This is a genomic window from Thiothrix lacustris DSM 21227 (assembly GCF_000621325.1).
GTDB classification, from domain to species: domain Bacteria; phylum Pseudomonadota; class Gammaproteobacteria; order Thiotrichales; family Thiotrichaceae; genus Thiothrix; species Thiothrix lacustris.
In genome coordinates this window covers 1-21,542 of the sequence record NZ_KK211258.1, presented here as the reverse complement: position 1 = coordinate 21,542, position 21,542 = coordinate 1, and the positions used below count along the sequence as shown (strand labels likewise).

Sequence of the window (21,542 nt, the reverse complement as noted above, 5' to 3'; positions counted from 1 at the left end):
AATCTAGAAATTATAATGCAAACCAACCGTAGCGGTACTGATACCTGTATCGACAGTACCCACTGTACCTGCATTAATCATTTTGGCATCATTGCCCATGCTGAAGAAATGATCCACACCAGCGCGTAACCCAAAATGATCACTGAAATTGTATTCAGCGCCAACACCAACCGTCGGTGTAACGCCAGAATCATCAGCATTACCTGCTGTAGTGGTCACTTTGCTTTTCCACACAGCACCACCCACTTTACCGTAAACACCTACATTCCGTGCTAATGGCTTACGTGCCACAGCACTCAAGCTGAGCGCCTTGGATTGTTGATCACCCGTGACTGTACCACCGCTTTCAGCAATACGGGCAGTGTAATCCATATCAGCATAACCAGCTTCTACCCCCCAAATCGGGCTAAGCTGATAACCCGCATACGCATTAACCGCTTTATCCGTATCACAATAATCATTACACAGGACGCCATTAACGCCACAAGCTGAGCTTAAATCATTGTTATCAACAGATGTATTGAAACCAATACCAGCACCTGCATAAGGTCCTTTTGGGGACCCAGCTAACGCCACACCACTGCACAATAAAGCCACAACACTTACCAATGGTAAATATTTATTCATCCGTTTTTCCTCATTTATGTTTATGCTTTAATGAATTTAGCAGAAATGGCGGAAATAGTTATTTATTTTCTTTATAAGAGCAAATCTTTATCATCCTGCTTGATTACGCATATGGTCGCCTACCTTGGCAAATGAGTTTTTTAACTGCATCTTTAATAATTCGTCGTTAATTTGCTCATCCAAAGCCATGTCCATACATAATAGCCACTGGTCGCGCATCTGGATATTCACCGGGAATGGAGCATGGCGCATTCGCAAACGTGGGTGACCGTATTCTGCTTCATACAAACCCGGCCCACCGAGCCAACCGGATAAAAATTTAAAGAGCTTATCACGGGATTCTTGCGAATCCTGCGGGTGAATCTTGCGTAATTCCCATGCCTCGGGTAATTCATCCATAAGATCGTAAAAACGATTCACCAAATGCAGCACGCCTGCCTCACCGCCGAGCATGTCATAGTGGGTTCTGATCGGTAATTCCATCCGTTACTCCGCAGCCAACAATAAAGGCGCAAGTCTACGACGTTTACCAGGCATTGGGCAGGAGATTTCGCAAATCGAGGAACGCTCGTTGAGGGAAAATCACCTAGCGCAATAAGGCGTGCAGAATGGCGATAGGCATGATAGTAAACAGCATGGTCAGCATCGTGGAAGCAATGACCAGCAGCGGCAATAACACCGCAACCAATCCAGCCATCACCACCAACAAACCACCGACCAATAATCTGATCCACAGAGGAGACACTGAAGAAGGCGTGGCCATCGGTTGATGACTTGCCCCCATGCGCACCAATGCTGCCAGCCGCCGTTCCACGGCAGGAAAGACGGAAATAATCATGCCTGTGGTTTGTTGTGGCGCAACCACGCACAGATGACTTGCCCACGCACCACTCAATAAGGACGTATTGGCGTGGCTCAATACCGATAGCGCAGTAGACAACCCATCCGGCTCACGGGTCAGGCGAACAGCAGTCGCGTCAGCCATGTATTTGCGCTGTTGCCATGCCCATGCAATACCAGGAGACAGGATTAGAGTGCTGACAAATCCACCGAGAAAACCACTGAACCACACCGGCCCCATCAACGGCATCAACAGCCATTCCCGCCAACCCAGCTTATTGTCATATTGCGACGCTGCTGGCAAGCTTGCATCAATAAAAGGATCACTCAACTGTGCCAACACAAACGCTTGGCTAGCAGCAGTCGGCACACACAAGGCACGCATCAAGTGACGGCTAGCAGCAAAGGAATCCTTATCCAACAGGCTGACTGACAAGCGAGTAAGCAAAGCAAATACACCTAAGACACTGGCTGTACGCATCCCAATTTTCATGTCGTTGTCGGCAATCGCAGCAATCAAGTGCGCGGCAATACCTTGCATCTGAGCGCGGTTGATCAAAGCCAACAGGGATTGCCCGATCACGACCGTCGCTTGTTGCGCATCCATACCGGAAGCAGCAGCATTTGCCCCACCCTCAATAATCACCACCTTGGGTGCTGGAATCAACGCAGCAACTGCCATTTCCTCCAGCGTGTTGGCAAATTGCCGTTCGACCAAGCTCAGCGGGTCAGGTGGACGCCCAAGTTGTTGGGTAGTATCAAACAAGGCAGAATGCCGAATAGCACGCGATACCACCCATGCCACCATCAACATCAGCAACAATCCCGGTGCGCTTGCCAGCAGAATGAAGCTGAGCAGGTCAGCAAGTGGCACAGCCCTCGGGTCATCCACAATAGGGGATAACAGCTTACCCGCGTAAGCCAGCAGATCAGGTGTAGGGAACAACAGGCTCAGAATATCCAATACCAAACCTGCCACCCCAAACAGCAAAGGCGCTAACAGCAGTGACATAACCAGCGCCAACACCGCATAGGCGACCCCGCAGACTAACGTGATACGCCACGCAGTACGGCGGTGACGGGCAACAGCGTTGAAAAAATCTTCACGCTCCGTCCCTTGCCACGGCTGCCAGTCCATACTCAAAACCTAACCACAGGCGCTTTACGTTCCGCTTCTGATTCCAAGGGCTGTAAGAGGGCAATCTGACTAAACCCTAATGCCCCGGCAAACACGACCGCAGGGAAGGACTGGATAGCAGTGTTTAGCGCCATCACCGCATCATTGAAGGCTTGACGAGCAAACGCGACTTTGTTTTCAGTGGTCGTCAGCTCCTCCGAAAGCTGCATCATATTCTGGTTAGCCTTTAAATCAGGGTAAGCTTCCGCCAAAGCAAAAAACCGCCCCAACGTGCTCGATAATGCACCTTCGGCTTGTGCCATCGCTGCTAATGCTTGGGCATCTTCCGGCCGTTGGGTGGCTAATTGCCCCGCAGTTTGCGCAGTATTGCGAGCATTGATAACCGCCTCCAAGGTAGTACGTTCGTGCAACATGTAAGAACGCGCTGTTTCGACCAGATTCGGGATCAGGTCATGCCGCCGCTTGAGTTGCACATCAATTTGCCCAAAGGCATTCTCCACCTTGTTTTTCAGGGCAACCAAACGATTATAAAGGCTGATGAAAAACAGAATGATAAGTGCTAGCGCAGCAAGGGTAATCCATAATCCAGACATGAGTGCTCCTTAAAATTTACAACTTCTCAACAACCTTACGGACAAGCCCTTCAAACTTGGGGGCATCTTTTCCATCCATGCCAGTTGCAGTGATTCCTAGCACAACCGTTCCCTTGTGTACCATTGCTTGTGTCATGGCTAGAGGGTTGGTATCGCCGACCTTGAACCATGAGTCATCCCCGACTCCTGCCAACGCTTGGCCTGCTGCTGAGTTATTGGCAGCGCCGAGGGTTTCACTCATCAACTCATTCATTCCGCCCTGCATCTTGAGCATCAGGCGGAACGTATCACTTGCTTCTGCGGCATTGGCACTGGGTGTCACCGTAGTAGTGAGAAGAATGAACGCAGCCGTATTGCCAGTGCCGCTGTAAATACAGGTTTCAGACTCATCCACCATCACTTCCACCGCTTGCCCAAACGCGGCTTGGACATCAGCGGTTGTCACCAACTGGCAGGCAGTGGGTAAGGTTTTAGCGACGGGTAGTGGCGTCGCTGGTGAGGAAGCGGTGTTTTCCTGTTTGTCACCGCAGGCAATCAAGGCAAGTGTTAGGACAAGCGGCATCAGTACAGGTACTTTCATGGTGTATTTCTCATTTGGGGGCAACCACATCTTTGTAATGATAGGTAGCGGTTGCATTCTCAGAGCTATTTTTGTAAGGCAAGCCATCATCCTTGCCGATATACAGTTTAGCATTTTCTGCCGGGACGCCTGATTCCGGTACTTCAGAGGTATAACTGAGCACAGTCATTTCCATACCATCCACCGTTTTCGACCCCTCATCCTTGCAGTTGGTGACTTTGATGCTGCCATCCTGCATCTGGGTGATGGCGGTTTTCTCGGCCTTGTCCATAATATCCACGGGGAATTTTTTCCATTTGCCGTCTATCTGCATGAAGAATTGCCCATCTACTTTTATCGCCTCCAGCTTTATCCCGGTGCTTTCAGTGACAGAATGCCAAGCCACTTGCGCCAACTTGGCTTCGCTGGCTTTGAGCAAAGGGTCGCAGGCGGCATCCAGCGCAAAAGCGGGCGGGAACAGAGCCAGCAGGATAGTGGTAGTCAGAAAACGTTTCATGTTCAACTCCTTAGCGGTTAATCATTGTCGTACCAGTTCTACCCGCCGGTTACGGGCGCGGCCCTCGAGGGTATCATTGGTATCTCGCGGGCTAGCTTCGCCATAACCTTGGGTGCTTAAACGCCCCGCATCAAGCTTGAAGCGAGCCACTAGCGCATCCTTGACCGCCGCCGCGCGGCGTTTGGAAAGGTCAAGGTTGAAATCATCGCCAGCAAGGAAATACTGTTTTTTTATTCATGACCTAATCCCTCGCAAGTGGATAAGCAGTGTGCGTATGTACATGCGTAAAATTATTTAACCAATATTGAAAAACAGCCATTTAATTCTCTATCACGGGCATCCGTTTCAGCCTTCAGCATAGCACTATCCGCTTTCTGATCGACACACCAACCATAATGATTCTTACGGTCACTCTGCCAACGCGCATTCGGGCCTAACTTGCAATCCAGCCCATTATTTCCTTGTTCAAACGCGACTTTCCTTTCATATTGCTTCACAGCACCATCCGCATAAGTGTTACACGCCTGATCAATTTTGATGGGGACACTTGGAATGGTCGGGGCATTGGATGTATCCGTCATGGAGGGGTTGGCAGGCACAAACTCAAACCTGACATTCGGCTGGTCAACACATTCCCACGCAGTAATGTTGTCACCGTTACCCATTGTTGCACCGTGTTGATGTAGGCAGAGTCCGATGCTGGATTGGATTTTCACGAATTTCCCTTGCCCCGGTAATTCCATCCATGTCTGATAACGGGGTGCAAGTGGATCACACGTTTCTTGAATGATGTTAGTCCCGTTTTGATCGCCATCACCCTCGACTGTCAGGCATTTACCGCTGTGCTGAAAGCGTAAGGTGAAATAAGACCCCCCCGCTGTGACTTTTTCAATCCTAACATTGGGTTGATCGACGCAATCCCATTGGGTGACATTGCCCCCCTCAGCATTGGTAGCGCCGTGTTGATGCACGCATTTACCACTGTGTTGGGCTTTGAGGTAATACAGTCCATCAGGTTGATCGGCATAGGCTGCGGTGGTCAACACGACGACAGATAAGCTAACGACTAGCAGAGCTAGTTTAGTATGTTTCATTTTCTATTCCTCGCAAGTGCAACTCAAGATACCAATCTAATACCAATAAATAACGCTGGCAACAAGTTTTTGTGAAAAATCAAACAAATTCACAAAACCTGTCGACCAAAAAGTAACTTACACAAATATTCCAAGCACTTAAGCGGAGCGACTACAATTCACTCTGCTTTATATGCGAGGTGATGGATGAAAGTATTGGTTCTCGGCAGTTACGTCAGCGCGAATTGCCTGTGCGTGGAACGTTTGCCCTTGGCGGGGGAGTCGCTTGCGGCACAGGCTCTGTGGGTGGAACACGGCGGCAAAGGCTTGAATCTTGCTGTGGGCTTGCATCGGCTGGGGCTGGATGTCGAGGTATTGTTGGCGATAGGCAACGATGCAGCGGGGGATGCCTTGCTGGATTTCTTGCGTGCTGAAGGCTTGGATACCCGCTGGGTAATCAAAGCTGGGGAACGTTCCGGGCTGGGTATTGGCCTCATTGCAGCGGATGGCAGCAATGTCATCGTGGTTTATCCGGGAGCAAACGCCTTGCTGGATAAAACCCATGTCCAAACTGCACTTGGCACACTGGAAAGCACCCAGCTCGTGTGTGCCCAGTTTGAAATCCCGGATGCACCGATATTGGAAGCGTTCCGGCACGCCCGATCATGCGGCATCAACACCCTGTTGAACCCCTCACCGTGGCGCGTCCCTAGCCCCTCTCTGCTAAACCTGACCGATATTCTGGTGGTAAATGAAACGGAAGCCGCCGCATTATTCTATCTGGAAACCAGCAGAACTCCTTCCGTGGAACAATGGTTGGTGATTTTGCCAACGCTGGAATGGCAGGGAGAATTGCTGGTGGTCACACTCGCAGAACGCGGGTGTGTCGCCTTGCAGTCAGGGCAACCAGCCACCCATCAACCTGCATGGGCTATTGCCCCCACTGACCCAACTGGCGCTGGCGATGCATTTACCGCAGGGTTAGCGCAGGCATGGGTATCAGGGCTAGCGTTGGTCGATGCTTTACAGTTTGCCAATGCTTGTGGCGCGATTGTGGCTGCCCGACAAGCGGTGCTGCCTGCCCTGCCCACCACCCATCAGGTTGATACTTTTATGGCTGGGCAGTCGTTGGATTCATCTTCAAAGTAATACGGTACGTGTAGGCATCACCACGAAATGTGCCCTCCACGTATTCCACCATCTGCCCGCTGGTAGCATAGGTTTTACGCTTGAGCAGCAAACACGGGCCAGGTTCTCCAAAGCCGAATACATCCATTTCTTCGGCATTGCTCATCACGGCTTCAATGGTCTGCTCACCATCTGCCAAGGCCACGCCACAATGCTGTTGCAGGAATTGGTAGGCAGAACCCACCACATCCCAATCCACCAATGCCGGGGCAAGCGTCAGGTCATACCACGCCACCTCACGGGTCATGGGCATACCATTTCCCAAGCGTAAACGAATCAGTTTAAGGAAACGCGCCGAGGAGGGGCGATTGAACACCGCTGCAATCATGCGATCTGACACAACCCTGCGTTCCAGTAACTGGGTAGATGGCTCCATACCCAGTTCGTGCATTTCTTCGGTAAACCCCTTGAGCTTGCCCAATTCCGGGTTGATGCGCGGCGGGGCTTTGACGATAACGCCAGATCTCCCATGAGTGCTAATAAAATCCTGCCCACGTAACTCATCATAACAACGGCGAATAGTGGTACGGCTCAAGCTTAGCGCCTCTGCCAAGGTACGCTCGGAAGGCAAGCTGTCGCCATCCCCCAACTCCCCAGACTGGATCATCTGAATAATTTGCCGCAGTAACTGTCGATAGACTGGCTCAGAAATACCCGTGTCCGGTTTCAGTCGCTGAATGAATGCAGCACTGTCATTAACCGCATTCAGACCAACATCCAAGTGAAAAGTAGGGGATACCAAGGAAACTGCACTCATGAGCCAGTAATTACCAACAAGCATTAAAGTGCCAGTATAGCACCATAAAAAACCACTGAAAAATCCCTTCATCACCTGTAAAAAAACTGAATCAGGCACTAAAACAGTAAATTCATTAGAAAATTAACATATTCCCAGTATAATCGCGCCTTTCATGAATTCATTTGAGTACCTTAGCTGTGATCCAGAATCTGCGAAACATCGCCATCATCGCCCACGTTGACCACGGGAAAACCACCCTAGTTGATAAATTGTTACAACAGTCCGGCACTTTGGGCGAACGCGCCGAAGTCTCCGAACGGATGATGGACTCTAACGCGCTGGAGAAAGAGCGCGGCATTACCATCCTGGCGAAAAACACCGCCCTGCGTTGGACCAATCCTGCTGATGGTATCGAATACCGTATCAACATCGTCGACACCCCAGGACATGCGGACTTCGGCGGCGAAGTCGAACGTGTACTGTCGATGGTTGACTCTGTACTGCTACTGGTGGACGCAGTTGATGGCCCTATGCCGCAAACGCGCTTCGTGACTCAAAAAGCCTTCTCCCACGGTTTGAAGCCAATTCTGGTCATCAACAAAATCGACCGCCCCGGCGCTAACCCGCACCGCGTGATGGATCAGGTCTTTGAACTGTTCGACAACCTCGGTGCTACCGACGAACAGCTCGACTTCCCAGTGGTTTACGCGTCTGCCCTGAACGGCTTTGCCGGTCTGGAAGAAACGGTTAACAGTGGCGACATGACCCCGCTGTTCCAAACCATCATCAACAGCGTATCCGCACCAGACGTTGACCCGAACGCACCGTTCCAGTTGCAAATCAGCCAATTGGACTACAACTCTTACCTCGGCATTATCGGTATCGGCCGCATCAAGCAAGGCCGCGTCAAAACCAATACCCAAGTTAAAGTCATCGACATCGACGGCAAAATCCGTAACGGTCGCGTGCTGAAAATCCTCGGCTTCAACGGTCTTGACCGCGTGGAAGTCAACGAAGCGCAAGCCGGTGACATCATCGCCTTCTCCGGGATGGACGAACTGCACATTTCCGACACCGTGTGTGACCCGGAAAGCGTTGTGGCACTGCCAGCGCTGACCATTGACGAACCGACCGTCACCATGACCTTCCAAGTCAACACTTCACCGTTTGCAGGCAAAGAAGTCAAAACCGGCACCTCTTCACGCCGCTTGAACGAGCGTCTGCATCAAGAACTGCTGAGTAACGTCGCCTTGCGCGTCGAAGAAACCGATGACCCTGAGAAATTCAAAGTTTCCGGTCGTGGCGAACTGCACTTGGGCATCCTGATCGAAAACATGCGCCGTGAAGGCTATGAACTCGCGGTTTCCCGCCCGGAAGTTATCATCCGTGAAGTCGACGGCGTAAAAATGGAACCGTTTGAAAACGTGACCGTTGATATCGAAGAGTCCAGCCAAGGCAAAGTCATGGAAGCACTGGGCGAACGCCGTGCTGAACTGAAAGACATGGCACCGGATGGCAAAGGCCGTGTACGTCTAGAATACCTGATGCCTGCACGTGGCTTGATTGGTTTCCAAACCGACTTCATGACCATGACCTCCGGTACTGGCTTGATTTACCACGTGTTTGACAGCTATGCACCGTTCAAAGCGGGTGCGATTGGCAACCGTCACAACGGCGTACTGATTTCCAACGGCACGGGTAAAGCACTGGCTTACGCACTTTTCAGCCTGCAAGAGCGGGGTAAGTTGTTCGTTGGCCACACGGAAGAAGTATATGAAGGTCAGGTCATCGGCATCCATACCCGTGACAACGACTTGGTGGTTAACCCACTGAAAGCCAAACAGTTGACCAACATCCGTGCTTCCGGTACAGATGAAAACCTGATTCTGGTTCCCGCGATCCGCATGACGCTGGAACAGGCGATGGAATTCATCGACGACGATGAGCTGGTTGAAATCACCCCGAAGAACATCCGTATCCGCAAGCGCTTCCTAGTTGAGCATGAACGCAAGCGTGCGGCACCGAAAAAAGAGGCGTAAGCCCAATAGAAAAAGGGGTCAACAAGACCCCTTTTTCCATTTAACCTTGAGAGAAAAGGCTTCATCATGAAAAGAATTTTACTCGCATTAACACTCACCGGATTACTGCAAGGCTGTGCCGTACAAATGGCGAGTACTGCCGTCGGCGTCGTGGCTGGTACTGCGATTGGCGTGGCAAAAGTTCCCTTCCAAGTTGGCGGCGCGGTTATTGACGTTGTGAGCGGCGACTAACCCCTCACTTGATCAATTGCAGGAACTCCTGCCGGGTGCGGCTATTTTCACGGAACTCTCCCAACATCATCGACGTCACCGTGGATGAATGCTGCTTTTGCACCCCACGCATCATCATGCAGAAATGCTGTGCCTCGAGCACCACGCCGACGCCTACGGCGCCTGTGACAGCCTGAATCGCATCGGCAATCTGCTTCGTCATATTTTCCTGAATCTGCAAGCGCCGCGCATACATATCCGTAATCCGGGCAATCTTGGAAAGCCCCAACACTTTGCCTTGTGGCAAGTAAGCGACGTGCGCCTTGCCAACAAACGGCAGCATGTGGTGTTCGCACAAGGAATAGAACTCGATATCCTTAACCACCACCATTTCATCATTACTGGAATCAAACACCGCACCGTTCACGATGTCCTCCAACGACTGCTGATAACCTTGGGTCAAAAAGCTGAAGGCTTTTGCTGCGCGTTCCGGGGTTTTCTGCAACCCATCACGGTTAATATCCTCGCCAATGCTGGTAATCAGCTCCGCGTAGAGCTTGCTAGCATCTGTCATTGTTATTGTCCTGCTTGAATGAATGAAGTCAGCGGCAAGAGTAAGCTCTCCATCAACACCTGACAAGTTAAGTCAGCAAACGCAGTGGTATAGATACGCCTAGCCATCCAACTTAGCCACAAAGCGCAATTGCCGATGATTACCACTTTTACCGCTTAGATAAGGATTGTGTGAGTTTTTAAGTCCTGCTGCCAAGAATGGGATCTGCCCCTTCTGCCCGGTCAACGCATAATCTTGTAACAAAGCATCTTCTAATGTGGTGCGTTCAATAGCCAGCACGGCCTGCCCCGCCCCATGCACCAACCCAAACAAACGCGGCAAAGCAATCTTGTGCGTTTGTTGTACCTCGGCATAAACCCATTCAGTGAGCTTCCCAAAACGCTCAAACGGCGAATCGCCCAATAACAATGGCAACGTATGCCCAAACCGCCCAGAGTTCGCAATCATGTCCCAATAACGAGCAAAGCGGTTCATTTGCTGCATAGTGTCAAAATCCACACTATCCGTGCGTAGAATGTTGTAAGGCGGTTGTGGGTTGTACACCATCCCAAAAGCATCTGAATGACGAATAATCGGCGTACCGCGCAAACGCTTAAGAATACCCACTTGGATTTCATGCGGATTCAAAGCAATCAAGCGATCAAAACCCTCTCCAAAGCTCTGCAAACTCTCGCCCGGTAAGCCAAAAATCAAATCTGTATGCAAATGTGCCACTGAGTGTTCGCGTAACCAACGAATATTATTAGCTGACTTAATATTATCCTGCTTACGACTGATCAAGGCTTGAACATCAGGATTAAACGTCTGAATTCCAATTTCAAACTGCAAGCTCCCAGCCGGAAAGCGCAAAATTCGCTCTTTTAACGTTTCTGGTAAATGATCAGGAATCAACTCAAAATGCAAAAACGTATCCGCATCTAAACGTTCCAGAAAAAAATCTAAAATAGCGATAGTTGTCTGGATTTTTAGATTAAAAGTACGATCCACAAAACGGAATTGACGTAAGCCTCGCTCCCAAAGCTGTTCCATATCGGCTAAAAAACGACTTAACTCAAAAGGCAGTGCTGTTTTATCGAGCGCTGACAAACAGAATTCACACTTAAAAGGGCAACCCCGTGATGCTTCCACATAAATGGAACGGGTCGCTAAATCTTCCGACGTATACTCAGAATAAGGCGAAGCCAGTTGTGCTAAGGGTATCTGCTCTCCGGCGATCACTTTAAAGACTGGTTTTTGTCCATTTAGTAACTGATCACATAAGTAGCGAAAACTCACATCACCCGGCCCAGTAATCACATAATCAGCTAATTCAACAATGCGTTGCTGCTCAGTTTCATAACTAACTTCAGGCCCACCTAACACAATAATCACATCAGGTGCGAGTGTCTTTAACAATTCAACCAAAGCCGTTGTTTCAGTAATATTCCAAATATATACACCTAAACCAATAATACGCGGCTTACATGCTAATAATTGCTCAGCAATATCCAAAGGGCGCATTGAAATCGTAAATTCCATGATTTTCGTATTGCCCTGCCATTTCCCTAAATTCGCAAAAATGTAGCGCAAACCCAATGAGGCATGGGTATAACGAGCATTCAATGTAGAAATAATAATTAACTCATTCATAAATATAAACACAATTTAATAATATAAAATTCTAATGGGTAAGTTATTCACGATAGGTTCATGTACAAGTCATTGTTTTTTATATCAATAAATAATAACTATTGATGGAGAAAATGACACAAAGAACATTTTATCATGAAAAACCTGACAGAAGGCCATCTCTGATATACACTCCAAAATCTTATAGGATGTTGTTATATGGATACAGTAGAGATAATCCGTATCCAGTGAATACAACACTTACTGCTAGACAGTGCGTAAAAGCCTCTTTAGTGGTAATTGCTGGTTATTCTTTGTTAAACCATTTTTAAGTATGTGTCATTTTAACATCATCAAACCTAACCGTTTGTCGCTTTAAGCACAAATTTTTGTTTCATTAGTATATTTGAATATGCTAATCTCGATCGAATTCCTTCAATCAACTTTGTTTATTTATTTTTGAAATCAAATATTTGGGTTAATTTATGTTTACTGTAAAACGTCTTCTAACAGTGGCTCTTCTGACCATTAGCATGGTTGGAATAGCCTCCGCTGGGCAGAAACGACCGAACAGCCTAAAGGTAACCGCTACCGCCTATAACTCAGTTTCTAAGCAAACTGATAGTACTCCAGACATCGCCGCATGGGGCGACCGCCTGAAACCAGGCATGAAAGCCATCGCTGTATCCAGAGACCTGCTTAAGCAGCATGGCCTCTCTTATGGCGACAAAATCAAAATCAAAGGCCTCGAAGGTGAATATCTTGTATTAGATAAAATGCACTCTCGGTGGCGTAAAAAGATCGATATTTACATGGGAAAAGATCGCCGCGAAGCCAAGCGCTGGGGAAAGCGCACTGTCACCATTCACTGGTGATAAAACCACTCGATTGAAGGAATTTCTAAGCCCGCCGCTCGGCGGGCTTTTTTATTGGCCAACACCCGCTTATGATGCCCCCATGCAAAACCAAGATACTTATGATGTTGTGATTCTCGGCGCAGGCGCTGCCGGGTTAATGTGTGCCGCCGAAGCAGGCAAGCGTGGACGGCGCGTCCTGCTGTTGGATAAGGCTGACAAGATCGGCAAGAAAATCCTCATCTCCGGCGGCGGACGTTGTAATTTCACCAACCTGCATGTCACCCCGGCCGCTTACCTGTCGCAGAACCCACACTTCTGCAAATCGGCATTGGCACGTTACACCCCGCAGGACTTTCTCGACCTGATGCGCAAACACGGTCTGAGTTGGCACGAAAAAACCCTCGGACAACTATTCTGTGACCAGAAAGCCCCTGCCATAGTCGAGATGCTGTGGACAGAATGCCGTGAAGCAGACGTACAATTACGCCTCAATACCGACTTCGACACCATCAGCCATGAGGATGAGCAATTTACCCTGCAAACCTCACAAGGCAAGATCCAAACCCAAGCGTTGGTCATCGCCACCGGTGGCCCTTCCATTCCACGCATGGGGGCAAGTGATGTTGGCTTACGGGTCGCCAAGCAGTTTGGCCTGAAAAACATCCCGTTTTCACCCGCCTTAGTGCCCTTCACCTTCGATCAGCCGCAGTTAGAAGGCTTATTGGCTGGATTAGCCGGTGTCAGCACCCCTATCGGCGTCAGTTGCGGGGAAGGTTATTTCCGGGAAAACATGCTGTTTACCCATCGGGGCTTGAGTGGCCCAGCCATGTTGCAAATTTCGTCTTATTGGCAGCAAGGCCAAGCGGTACAAATCGACTTACTGCCGGGGCAAGATGCGTTAAGCTGGTTACAAGCCCTGCAAAAGCAGCGTCCCAAAGCCGAATTAAAGACCGTGCTGGCTGAAGTGCTGCCCAACCGACTGGCGCAACGTCTGTGTGAAACCCTGTTCCCGAACCGCCCGCTGGGGCAATACGGCGAAAAATTGCTACAGTCGATTGCCGAGCAATTACAAGCATGGGAATTGACGCCCGCAGGCACAGAAGGAATGCGCACCGCCGAAGTGAGTCTGGGTGGCGTGGATACCCGCGAGCTATCTTCCAAAACCATGGAAGCGCGTAAAGTACCGGGGTTGTATTTTATCGGGGAAACGGTCGATGTGACCGGCTGGCTGGGCGGGTATAACTTTCAGTGGGCGTGGGCGTCTGGTTGGTGTGCGGGGCAAGTCGCCTAACCCCGCACCCGTGCCCTTACACGCAGCCAGTGGGTTTTGGCAGGCCGCCGTATTTGGTGATCGGCTTCATTGGCCCGGTTTTCCACTGGGCGAACAGCTCTTTCTGATCCATATTGATGAATTTGGAGAACTTGCGGATCGGTGGAACAACCGCTTGGTCGTCGTAATATTCACGGGCTTTCAGGATTTGATCCCACTTAGCATCCGTCAATTCTACGCCATCGGCTTCAGCCATTGCCTTGCCGATTTCGGGTGTCCAGTCATCCATGCTCAACAGGTAGCCGTCGCCGTCACGTCCGGGAATTTCAGTACTCATGGTTTAGGTCTCCTCAAATTGCCTAGTAATTTCATCGGGTATTGTACTGACAAAGCGCCTACCGGTGTCAATATTCACTCTGGGCAAGGGGCGCTCGTTAATGCGCCTCATCCCAGTTATCCCCCACCCCGCTATCCACCACCAAAGGCACATCCAGCGTCACCGCCCCCGTCATCAGTGCAGTGACTTGCGCCCGCACAGTCTCCAGCTCGGCTTCCGGCACTTCAAACACCAGTTCGTCATGCACCTGCATGATCATGCGGGTTTGCAAGCCGCTGTCACGTAACCATGCAGCCACCGCAATCATGGCTTTCTTGATAATGTCGGCAGCCGTGCCCTGCATCGGCGCGTTGATAGCGGTGCGTTCCGCATATTGGCGGGTGGCGGCGTTTTTGGACTGGATGTCGGGCAGGAACAGGCGGCGACCGAACAGGGTTTCGACGTAACCCTGTGCACGCGCCTGTTCGCGAGTGTCGTCCATGTACTGCTTAACACCGGGGTAGCGGGCGAAATACAGATTGACGTAATCCTGCGCATCACGCCGATCAACCCCGAGTTGTTTGGCGAGGCCGAAAGCGGACATGCCGTAAATCAGCCCGAAATTGATCGCTTTGGCGGCGCGGCGCTGTTCAATGCTGACTTCAGCCAATGGCGTGCCAAACACTTCTGCCGCCGTGGCACGATGCACGTCCAGCCCATGCGCAAACGCATCCAACAAGCCCTTGTCGCCGGAAAGGTGCGCCATAATGCGCAATTCGATCTGCGAATAGTCCACCGCCAGCAGTTTGTTGCCTGTGTCCGCGATGAACGCCTGACGAATACGCCGCCCCTCTTCAGTACGAATCGGGATGTTCTGCAAATTCGGATCGCTGGAAGACAACCGCCCGGTCGACGCCACCGCCTGATGGTAGGAGGTATGCACCCGCCCGGTACGCGGGTTGATCTGTTCCGGCAGTTTATCGGTGTAGGTGGATTTAAGTTTCGCCAAACCGCGATGCTCAAGGATCAGGGTCGGCAGTTCATGCCCTTGCGCTGCCAGTTCTTCCAGCACATCTTCAGCGGTGGAAGGCTGCCCCTTGGGGGTTTTGCGCGGTGCGTGCAGGCCGAGTTTGGTGTAGAGGATTTCCCCCAATTGCTTGGGCGAAGCCAGATTGAATTCCTGATCAGCAGCGGCATAGGCTTGTTTCACCACCTCCTGCATCCGCGTTTCCAGTTCCTTGCTCTGTTTGGCGAGCATGGTGGCGTCGACTTTCACGCCGTTGCGTTCGATGCTGGACAGCACGCTCACCAGCGGCACTTCCACCTCCTCATACAGCTTACGCTGAGCGTCGAGGGCTTGCAGTTGTGGCCAGAAATGCTGGTGCAGTTGCAGGGTCATGTCAGCATCTTCGGCGGCGTAAGGGGTCGCCTGTTCCAGCGCAATCTGGTTAAAGGTAAGCTGGTTTTTGCCCTTGCCTGCAATGTCGATGAAACTGATATTGGTATGGTTGAGGTATTTTGCGCACAACGTATCCATGTCGTGACGGTTAGCGGTGGAATCCAGCACGTAGGATTCGAGCATGGTGTCGTGGGCAATGCCGCGCAGTTCGATACCGTGGTTGAGCAGCACGCTGCGGTCGTATTTCAGGTTCTGACCGATTTTGCGTAAGGCCGGGTCTTCCAGCAGCGGCTTGAGTTGGGCAAGGGTAGCGTCGCGGTCAAGCTGCGGCGGTGCGCCGAGGTAATCGTGCGCCAACGGCAAGTAAGCCGCTTCACCCGCGTTGATCGCGAAGGAGACACCGACGATTTGCGCCTCCATGTAATCGAGGCTGGTGGTTTCGGTGTCGAAGGCGAATTCGGCGGCGGCTTGCAGGCGTTGGAGCCAGGTGTCGAGGTCGGCTTGGGTGAGGATAGTTTGGTAAGAAACGCCTTCGGCGGAAGAAACCCCCTCTAACTCCCCCTTATCAGGGGGAGAACCGGAAGCACCACCTTCTTGCTCCTCCCCTGATAAGGGGAGGTTGGGAGGGGTTTCTTTCCCCAACCCCGCCAAGCGCGTCCGAAATTCATAACGCTCATACAACGCGTGCAGCTTGTCCACATCCGGCGGCGTAAACGTCAGCGCTTCCGGCGAACAGTCCAGCGCCACGTCGCATTTGATCGTCACCAGTTCGTAGGAAAGCGGCAAATGTGCGAGTGCTTCGCGCAGGTATTCGCCGACTTTGCCTTTGAATTCGTCGGCGTGTGCCATGATGTTTTCCAGCGAGCCGTATTCAGCCAGCCACTTCACCGCTGTTTTGGGGCCGACCTTGTTGACGCCGGGCACGTTATCCACGGTGTCGCCGATCAGGGTGAGGTAATCGCGGATGCGTTCCGGGGCAACGCCAAACTTTTCCACCACGCCCGCCGGGTCGGAATACAGGCCGCTCATGGTGTTGATCAGGTGGACACGTGCGTCGACCAGTTGCGCCATATCCTTGTCGCCGGTGGAAATGATCACTTTGCCAGCGTATTCCTGCGCCAGTGTGCCGATCACATCGTCGGCTTCCACGTCGGGGATGATCAGCAACGGGTAGCCTTGCGCCTTGATAATGTCCAGCAAGGGTTCGATCTGACCACGCAAGTCATCCGGCATCGGCGGGCGATTCGCCTTGTAGTCGGGGAACATGTCGTCGCGGAAGGTCTTGCCCGGCGCATCGAAAATCACCGCCATGTGTTCGGGGTCGTAATCCTTACGCAGCTTGTCGAGCATATTGAGGACGCCGTGCATGGCGCCGGTGGGTTCGCCGTGCGAATTGGTCAGCGGCGGCAGCGCATGAAAAGCGCGGAACAGGTAGGAAGAACCGTCGACGAGGACAAGTGGCTTGGAGGTGTGATTAGGCATGGGGCAAGGCCAAACTGTGTAAAAGCCTGAGTATAGCGTTTTCTGCCCCCTGCCCCAATGAAACTACCGTATCACGCCGTCATCCCCTTACTCACCAACTTGGCGAAGGCCGCAGGGTTACGCGAACACACAAACACTTTACCGCGCCCGCTGAAACGTAACACGATACCTTCACCGCTGGTGGCGCTGTTGACGAGATTACCTAACATGCCGCCCAGCCCGCTGCCTGAACTGCTGGTCGTTACCGACAACTCATAACGCAAGGTGCTGTCCCAACACACCACATGGGAATTGTCGATAATAAGGTCTTTGTCCGGCTCCACATCCAGCGAGAACATCGAACCAAAACCCGACACCACCACTTGACCCTTCCCGGCAGTTTCCATCACGAAAAAGCCGCCAGATTGCGCGAACAAGGCATTGCCCAGATTTTGGGTACGCACTTTCATTTCCGTGCCGGAAGTGGCGGCGACAAACGCGCCATCATTGAGCAAGTACTGGGTGCTACCCACCTCGATCACTTCCATGCCGCCCGGTAAAGCCGGGGATAACAGGCAATCACCGTCACCCCGCACCGCCTCGATATGTTGCTGGAACAAAGACTCACCGTTGGTAAAACGCCGCATCAAGGCGCTCCCCAGCCCCCCGGTCATACGTCCTTTTAGCTCCAGATTGGCCTCCATCATCACCATTGCGCCCGATTCGCAATAAATCTTGTCGCCTTGCTGCATGGAAACGTGCAAAAAGGGATCAACTTCCCCGGTAATGGTAAACACTGTCATTTTTAAATCCTCGCTTGAATCTGGCTTGGAAAGATACCACGCACATTCTATACCTACGCCAAATCAGCGAAACTCAACCCGAACTTTTGCAGGTAAACCCGCAAGCGGTGCGAATCATTGTTGCTGGCTCGTTGGGTACGGCTGATGTTAAACAGGGTGCGCCCCGCTTCCGCCAAACTTTTGCTGGCACGGCAAACCCGCAGCACTTCCGCCAATTGCACCCGGTCGAAATGGTCGATGCCTTCCAGCACCTCGTCCGCCGGTGGCGTTTCCTGTTGGAAACTACCCCAGTCGTAACGCAGGCGCTGGATTTCCCCGGTCACACCTTCTTCGGTAATGCGCCCGCCATTCGCCAGCGTCGCCATGCGGGTGATGCTGGAATTGAGGTCGCGGAAATTCGCCCGCCAAGTCGCTCGTGGTGAATGTGCAAACGCCAAGTATTGTTCCCGCGCCGCCTTGTTGAAGCTGACTTTGTGCCCGACCTTGCGGGTGAATTGCTGGAGTTCGTATTCGATATTGGCTTCCAGATCTTCGAGGCGGTGTTGGAGGCCGGGCAATTCATACGTCCACAGGTTGATACGTGCCAGCAGGTCTTCGCGGAATTTGCCCTCGCGCACCCGCTTGAACAGGTCGCGGTTGGTTCCGGCAATGAGCTGGAAATCGCTGCTGGTTTCGCGGTCGCTGCCGAAGGGGGTGAATACTTTGTCTTCGATGGCGCGTAACAGCATCGCCTGTTCATCCAGCCCCAATTCGCCGATTTCATCCAGAAACAGCAAGCCTTTGTCGGCTTCGCGTAGCAGGCCGGTGCGGGCGGTCAGTGCGCCGGTAAAAGCGCCTTTCACATGCCCGAACAGGGCTGACATGGCGTTGTCGCCGCGCAAGGTGGCGCAATTCACTTCCACCAATTTGCCGCTGACCTGCCCGCGCTGCTTTTTCAGCTCGAAAATGCGTTTGGCGAGGCGTGATTTGCCCGCACCTGTGGGGCCAGTGAGCAAGATCGGCGCAGAGGAGCGGATCGACACTTGTTCGAGTTGTGCAATCAAGCTGTTGAAGGCGGCGTTGCGGGTTTCGATGCCGCTTTTCAGGTAGGCGATGCCTTCTTGTGCTTCGCGGGCAAAGCGGCTGGCAATCTGGTCGTAGCGAGACAGGTCGAGGTCGATGATTTGCAGCTTGCCTTGCACGCCCTCTGCACTCGGCGAGGTTTGCAACAGCTTGCCAGGAATGTAGTTCGCTTCGGTGAGCAGGAACAGGCAGATTTGCGCGACGTGCGTGCCGGTGGTGATGTGCACGTAGTAGTTGTTTTGCTCCGGGTCGAAACGCTGCTGGCGGGTGAATGCGTGAAGCTGGCTGTAAACTTCGCCGAAATCCCACGGATTAGCGTAGTCGACCACGTAGGCCGTCAGGCGTATGTTGGGCAAAAGTTCGCGCATATCACGCAGCGTAAGACCCGCTAACTCAGCCTCATCGGCGTGGTGGATCAGCACGAACTCGTCCACCGGAAATGCGGGATGCATGAGGATGCCGATGGAAGGCCGCCAGCGTGAATGGCGACGTTTGCCTAAGCCTTGGTGGTCAAGGCGCGAGCCGAGGATGCCGATGACAATATTATTCATTTGGATATTTCTTTATTTTTTTGGATAGATTTACAGTTTAGCAAAACATCACGGCCAAATCAGAATAATTCGTTTTTTTCAAATTTTACAATTACTTAATGAGAAAATTCTTATCTTGGCATAGCTATTGCTTTAATCAGCCGAAGAGGGCGTATGCAATACGCCTTCTCCAAAACCCAAACAACGAGAAATGCAACAAGGAAAACACTATGACCACTACCGGCAACTACGAAGTCCTCCACGAAGCAGGTCACGCCCCCGTTAAATCGTGGACAAAAGGCGTACCCTTCGATGCCAATTCCAAACAGCAAGTGCTGAACATGGCAAAGATGCCCTTCATCCACCAATGGATTGCGGTGATGCCCGACGTGCATCTGGGAAAGGGCGCGACCATCGGCAGCGTGATTCCAACCCTTGGCGCGGTGATTCCGGCGGCGGTCGGTGTGGATTTGGGTTGCGGGATGATGGCGGCGAAAACCACCTTGAAAGCCAGCGATTTGCCCGATTCACTGGAGGCGATGCGCAGCCAGATCGAACGCCGTGTGCCGCACGGGCGCGGTGAAAACTTGCGCGGTCAACGTGACCCCGGAAGCTGGGGTGATGCGCCCGATGATGTGCTGAATAAATGGCTGACCTTGAGCGACGGTTTCCAGCGTTTGTGCGAAAAGCACCCGTTCCTGAAAAACACCAATAACCTGAGCCACTTGGGAACGCTGGGAACCGGCAACCATTTCATCGAGGTGTGTCTGGACGAAACCCAGAGCGTGTGGGTGATGCTGCATAGCGGTTCACGCGGGGTCGGTAACAAGATCGGCACGCACTTCATCGCGCAGGCGAAAAGGGATATGGAACGCTATTTCATCCACCTGCCGGACAAGGATTTGGCTTATATCCCCGAAGGTAGCGAGCATTTCCGCGATTACGTCGAAGCGGTGGCGTGGGCGCAGGATTTCGCGCAAGCCAACCGCGAAGTGATGATGGCGCGTACCTTGCAAGCGATCCGCGAGGTATTGCCGAAACCGTTTTCTGCCGATGTTGAAGCGGTGAATTGCCACCACAACTACATCCGCAAGGAACACCATTACGGGCAGGATGTGTGGGTAACACGCAAAGGCGCGGTGAGTGCGCGGGCGGGCGAAATGGGCATCATCCCCGGCAGCATGGGGGCGAAGTCTTACATCGTGCGCGGCTTGGGTAACGCCGAAAGCTTTTGCAGTTGCAGCCACGGCGCGGGGCGCGTGATGTCACGGACTGAAGCGAAACGCCGCGTGTCGCTGGATGAGCATAAACGCGCCGTCGCTGGGGTGGAATGCCGTACCGATGCCAGCGTGATCGACGAAACACCGTCGGCTTACAAGCCGATTGAGAAGGTGATGGAAGCGCAGAGCGATTTGGTGGAGATTATGCATACGTTGAAGCAGGTGCTGTGTGTGAAGGGGTGAGGAATGCTATAATCGAGCATAACTTCACTACCCACAGCACCCACTAATGGCAGATATTCCAGCAACCAGCGAACTCCATATGATCAGGAAGGTGGTGCGTGTCACCACCAACCTAGATCAACCATCCGACTACCAATATTGGATTTCGCGACCTATCGCTGAACGTCTGGATGCTGTTGAAATGCTTCGTCAATCCTACCTGAGCTTCCGTACCGATGTTCCAACGCGACTTCAAAGAGTTTATCGAGTTACTCAACAATCACGCGGTTGAGTATCTGCTTGTCGGCGGTTACGCACTCGCCATCCATGGGCATCCGCGTTATACCGGCGATATGGATATTTGGGTCAAGCCTGATGAGGAAAATGCTGCAAAAGTCATGGCAGTATTAGAAGATTTCGGTTTTGGCGAGCTTGATCTGACAACTGAAGATTTTACCAAACTCGGTAATGTGATCCAGCTTGGCTACCCACCATTGCGTATTGATTTGCTTACACAACCTGACGGCGTGGAGTTTGCCGATAGCTATACACAACGTTTGGACGTAGCTTATGGCGGCGTGACTGTTCATGTCATCAGCCTCCAAGACTTCAAGACTTCAAGACTTCAAGACTTCAAGACTTCAAGACTTCAAGACTTCAAGACTTCAAGACTTCAAGACTTCAAGACTTCAAGACT

At 51.9% G+C, this 21,542-nt stretch carries 22 protein-coding genes; 7 read left to right on the top strand and 15 right to left on the bottom strand.

Translation table 11 applies throughout. From position 1 onward, the window contains the following. Window positions 1-3: 3 nt before the first annotated feature. The 8 genes from Q394_RS0117730 to Q394_RS0117695 all read right to left on the bottom strand — a co-directional run bounded on the left by Q394_RS0117730 (window position 4) and on the right by Q394_RS0117695 (window position 5,368). Window positions 4-627 (bottom strand): outer membrane beta-barrel protein, encoded by a 624-nt coding sequence (locus Q394_RS0117730; protein WP_028490421.1) that lies wholly within the window; start codon window positions 625-627, stop codon window positions 4-6. Window positions 628-717: 90 nt separating this feature from the next. Continuing rightward, window positions 718-1,110 (bottom strand): group II truncated hemoglobin, encoded by a 393-nt coding sequence (locus Q394_RS0117725; protein ID WP_028490420.1) that lies wholly within the window; start codon window positions 1,108-1,110, stop codon window positions 718-720. A 103-nt stretch (window positions 1,111-1,213) separates the two neighbouring features. Continuing rightward, the gene (locus Q394_RS0117720; RefSeq protein ID WP_028490419.1) at window positions 1,214-2,605 is read right to left on the bottom strand and encodes a M48 family metalloprotease; all 1,392 of its coding nucleotides are present in this window, start codon (window positions 2,603-2,605) and stop codon (window positions 1,214-1,216) included. Between the two features lie 2 nt (window positions 2,606-2,607). Continuing rightward, window positions 2,608-3,198 carry a LemA family protein gene (locus Q394_RS0117715; protein WP_028490418.1) on the bottom strand — a complete coding sequence of 197 codons (591 nt, stop codon included), beginning with the start codon at window positions 3,196-3,198 and terminating at the stop codon, window positions 2,608-2,610. 16 nt (window positions 3,199-3,214) lie between these two features. After that, window positions 3,215-3,778 carry a hypothetical protein gene (locus tag Q394_RS0117710; protein ID WP_028490417.1) on the bottom strand — a complete coding sequence of 188 codons (564 nt, stop codon included), beginning with the start codon at window positions 3,776-3,778 and terminating at the stop codon, window positions 3,215-3,217. Between the two features lie 10 nt (window positions 3,779-3,788). After that, complete coding sequence (locus Q394_RS0117705; protein ID WP_028490416.1) at window positions 3,789-4,274, bottom strand: hypothetical protein; 486 nt, start codon at window positions 4,272-4,274, stop codon at window positions 3,789-3,791. A gap of 21 nt (window positions 4,275-4,295) precedes the next feature. Continuing rightward, window positions 4,296-4,508 carry an OmpA family protein gene (locus tag Q394_RS23010; protein ID WP_084260524.1) on the bottom strand — a complete coding sequence of 71 codons (213 nt, stop codon included), beginning with the start codon at window positions 4,506-4,508 and terminating at the stop codon, window positions 4,296-4,298. Between the two features lie 56 nt (window positions 4,509-4,564). After that, window positions 4,565-5,368 (bottom strand): RICIN domain-containing protein, encoded by an 804-nt coding sequence (locus tag Q394_RS0117695; RefSeq protein WP_028490415.1) that lies wholly within the window; start codon window positions 5,366-5,368, stop codon window positions 4,565-4,567. A 186-nt stretch (window positions 5,369-5,554) separates the two neighbouring features. Here Q394_RS0117695 and Q394_RS0117690 point away from each other — a divergent pair, with 186 nt between their 5' ends. Continuing rightward, entirely contained in the window at window positions 5,555-6,496 is a 942-nt protein-coding gene (locus Q394_RS0117690) for a ribokinase (RefSeq protein ID WP_028490414.1), read from the top strand. On the opposite strand, the gene Q394_RS0117685 is transcribed toward Q394_RS0117690, so the two are convergent. Next, window positions 6,459-7,292: a GntR family transcriptional regulator gene (locus Q394_RS0117685; protein WP_051543555.1), complete on the bottom strand. Its 834-nt coding sequence runs from the start codon at window positions 7,290-7,292 to the stop codon at window positions 6,459-6,461. The genes Q394_RS0117690 and Q394_RS0117685 overlap by 38 nt on opposite strands. Window positions 7,293-7,471: 179 nt before the next feature. Between Q394_RS0117685 and typA the strand changes: the two genes are divergently transcribed. Continuing rightward, window positions 7,472-9,313 (top strand): translational GTPase TypA, encoded by a 1,842-nt coding sequence (gene typA, locus Q394_RS0117680; protein WP_028490412.1) that lies wholly within the window; start codon window positions 7,472-7,474, stop codon window positions 9,311-9,313. A 66-nt stretch (window positions 9,314-9,379) separates the two neighbouring features. Further along, entirely contained in the window at window positions 9,380-9,544 is a 165-nt protein-coding gene (locus tag Q394_RS22650; RefSeq protein ID WP_169735916.1) for a hypothetical protein, read from the top strand. A gap of 4 nt (window positions 9,545-9,548) precedes the next feature. Here the strand turns inward: Q394_RS22650 and folE are convergent, their stop codons facing one another. Next, window positions 9,549-10,097, bottom strand: a complete 549-nt coding sequence (gene folE / locus Q394_RS0117670) for a GTP cyclohydrolase I FolE (protein ID WP_038142023.1) — start codon at window positions 10,095-10,097, stop codon at window positions 9,549-9,551. A 99-nt stretch (window positions 10,098-10,196) separates the two neighbouring features. Beyond that, a complete protein-coding gene (locus Q394_RS0117665) occupies window positions 10,197-11,726 on the bottom strand; it encodes a B12-binding domain-containing radical SAM protein (RefSeq protein ID WP_028490410.1) in 1,530 nt (509 codons plus the stop codon). Between the two features lie 464 nt (window positions 11,727-12,190). Here Q394_RS0117665 and Q394_RS0117660 point away from each other — a divergent pair, with 464 nt between their 5' ends. Both Q394_RS0117660 and Q394_RS0117655 read left to right on the top strand, forming a co-directional pair. Next, window positions 12,191-12,580: a 3D domain-containing protein gene (locus tag Q394_RS0117660; protein ID WP_028490409.1), complete on the top strand. Its 390-nt coding sequence runs from the start codon at window positions 12,191-12,193 to the stop codon at window positions 12,578-12,580. Between the two features lie 82 nt (window positions 12,581-12,662). Next, window positions 12,663-13,853, top strand: a complete 1,191-nt coding sequence (locus tag Q394_RS0117655; RefSeq protein ID WP_028490408.1) for a BaiN/RdsA family NAD(P)/FAD-dependent oxidoreductase — start codon at window positions 12,663-12,665, stop codon at window positions 13,851-13,853. Between the two features lie 16 nt (window positions 13,854-13,869). Here Q394_RS0117655 and Q394_RS0117650 read toward each other — a convergent pair whose 3' ends face one another. The 4 genes from Q394_RS0117650 to rtcR all read right to left on the bottom strand — a co-directional run bounded on the left by Q394_RS0117650 (window position 13,870) and on the right by rtcR (window position 19,424). Continuing rightward, window positions 13,870-14,169: a TusE/DsrC/DsvC family sulfur relay protein gene (locus Q394_RS0117650; RefSeq protein ID WP_028490407.1), complete on the bottom strand. Its 300-nt coding sequence runs from the start codon at window positions 14,167-14,169 to the stop codon at window positions 13,870-13,872. Between the two features lie 97 nt (window positions 14,170-14,266). Continuing rightward, window positions 14,267-17,029 (bottom strand): DNA polymerase I, encoded by a 2,763-nt coding sequence (gene polA / locus Q394_RS0117645; protein ID WP_028490406.1) that lies wholly within the window; start codon window positions 17,027-17,029, stop codon window positions 14,267-14,269. A 71-nt stretch (window positions 17,030-17,100) separates the two neighbouring features. Then, window positions 17,101-17,811, bottom strand: coding sequence for a TIGR00266 family protein (locus tag Q394_RS0117640; protein ID WP_028490405.1), 711 nt, complete (start codon window positions 17,809-17,811; stop codon window positions 17,101-17,103). Window positions 17,812-17,864: 53 nt separating this feature from the next. Next, entirely contained in the window at window positions 17,865-19,424 is a 1,560-nt protein-coding gene (gene rtcR, locus Q394_RS0117635) for an RNA repair transcriptional activator RtcR (RefSeq protein ID WP_028490404.1), read from the bottom strand. 209 nt (window positions 19,425-19,633) lie between these two features. Here rtcR and Q394_RS0117630 point away from each other — a divergent pair, with 209 nt between their 5' ends. After that, the gene (locus tag Q394_RS0117630) at window positions 19,634-20,866 is read left to right on the top strand and encodes an RtcB family protein (RefSeq protein WP_028490403.1); all 1,233 of its coding nucleotides are present in this window, start codon (window positions 19,634-19,636) and stop codon (window positions 20,864-20,866) included. A 215-nt stretch (window positions 20,867-21,081) separates the two neighbouring features. After that, window positions 21,082-21,542: DUF6036 family nucleotidyltransferase (locus tag Q394_RS0117625; protein ID WP_028490522.1), on the top strand; the 461-nt coding region annotated here is incomplete at its 3' end.

Bases quoted from the DNA above. Each gene is read 5' to 3' on its own strand.
- Q394_RS0117695 (WP_028490415.1), bottom strand. From the start codon at position 5,368: ATGAAACATACTAAACTAGCTCTGCTAGTCGTTAGCTTATCTGTCGTC.
- folE (WP_038142023.1), bottom strand. From the start codon at position 10,097: ATGACAGATGCTAGCAAGCTCTACGCGGAGCTGATTACCAGCATTGGC.
- Q394_RS0117715 (WP_028490418.1), bottom strand. From the start codon at position 3,198: ATGTCTGGATTATGGATTACCCTTGCTGCGCTAGCACTTATCATTCTG.
- Q394_RS0117725 (WP_028490420.1), bottom strand. From the start codon at position 1,110: ATGGAATTACCGATCAGAACCCACTATGACATGCTCGGCGGTGAGGCA.
- Q394_RS0117655 (WP_028490408.1), top strand. From the start codon at position 12,663: ATGCAAAACCAAGATACTTATGATGTTGTGATTCTCGGCGCAGGCGCT.
- polA (WP_028490406.1), bottom strand. From the start codon at position 17,029: ATGCCTAATCACACCTCCAAGCCACTTGTCCTCGTCGACGGTTCTTCC.
- Q394_RS0117650 (WP_028490407.1), bottom strand. From the start codon at position 14,169: ATGAGTACTGAAATTCCCGGACGTGACGGCGACGGCTACCTGTTGAGC.
- rtcR (WP_028490404.1), bottom strand. From the start codon at position 19,424: ATGAATAATATTGTCATCGGCATCCTCGGCTCGCGCCTTGACCACCAA.
- Q394_RS0117665 (WP_028490410.1), bottom strand. From the start codon at position 11,726: ATGAATGAGTTAATTATTATTTCTACATTGAATGCTCGTTATACCCAT.
- Q394_RS0117705 (WP_028490416.1), bottom strand. From the start codon at position 4,274: ATGAAACGTTTTCTGACTACCACTATCCTGCTGGCTCTGTTCCCGCCC.
- Q394_RS0117710 (WP_028490417.1), bottom strand. From the start codon at position 3,778: ATGAAAGTACCTGTACTGATGCCGCTTGTCCTAACACTTGCCTTGATT.
- Q394_RS0117720 (WP_028490419.1), bottom strand. From the start codon at position 2,605: ATGGACTGGCAGCCGTGGCAAGGGACGGAGCGTGAAGATTTTTTCAAC.
- Q394_RS0117690 (WP_028490414.1), top strand. From the start codon at position 5,555: ATGAAAGTATTGGTTCTCGGCAGTTACGTCAGCGCGAATTGCCTGTGC.
- Q394_RS22650 (WP_169735916.1), top strand. From the start codon at position 9,380: ATGAAAAGAATTTTACTCGCATTAACACTCACCGGATTACTGCAAGGC.
- Q394_RS0117685 (WP_051543555.1), bottom strand. From the start codon at position 7,292: ATGAGTGCAGTTTCCTTGGTATCCCCTACTTTTCACTTGGATGTTGGT.
- Q394_RS0117730 (WP_028490421.1), bottom strand. From the start codon at position 627: ATGAATAAATATTTACCATTGGTAAGTGTTGTGGCTTTATTGTGCAGT.
- Q394_RS0117630 (WP_028490403.1), top strand. From the start codon at position 19,634: ATGACCACTACCGGCAACTACGAAGTCCTCCACGAAGCAGGTCACGCC.
- Q394_RS0117640 (WP_028490405.1), bottom strand. From the start codon at position 17,811: ATGACAGTGTTTACCATTACCGGGGAAGTTGATCCCTTTTTGCACGTT.
- Q394_RS0117660 (WP_028490409.1), top strand. From the start codon at position 12,191: ATGTTTACTGTAAAACGTCTTCTAACAGTGGCTCTTCTGACCATTAGC.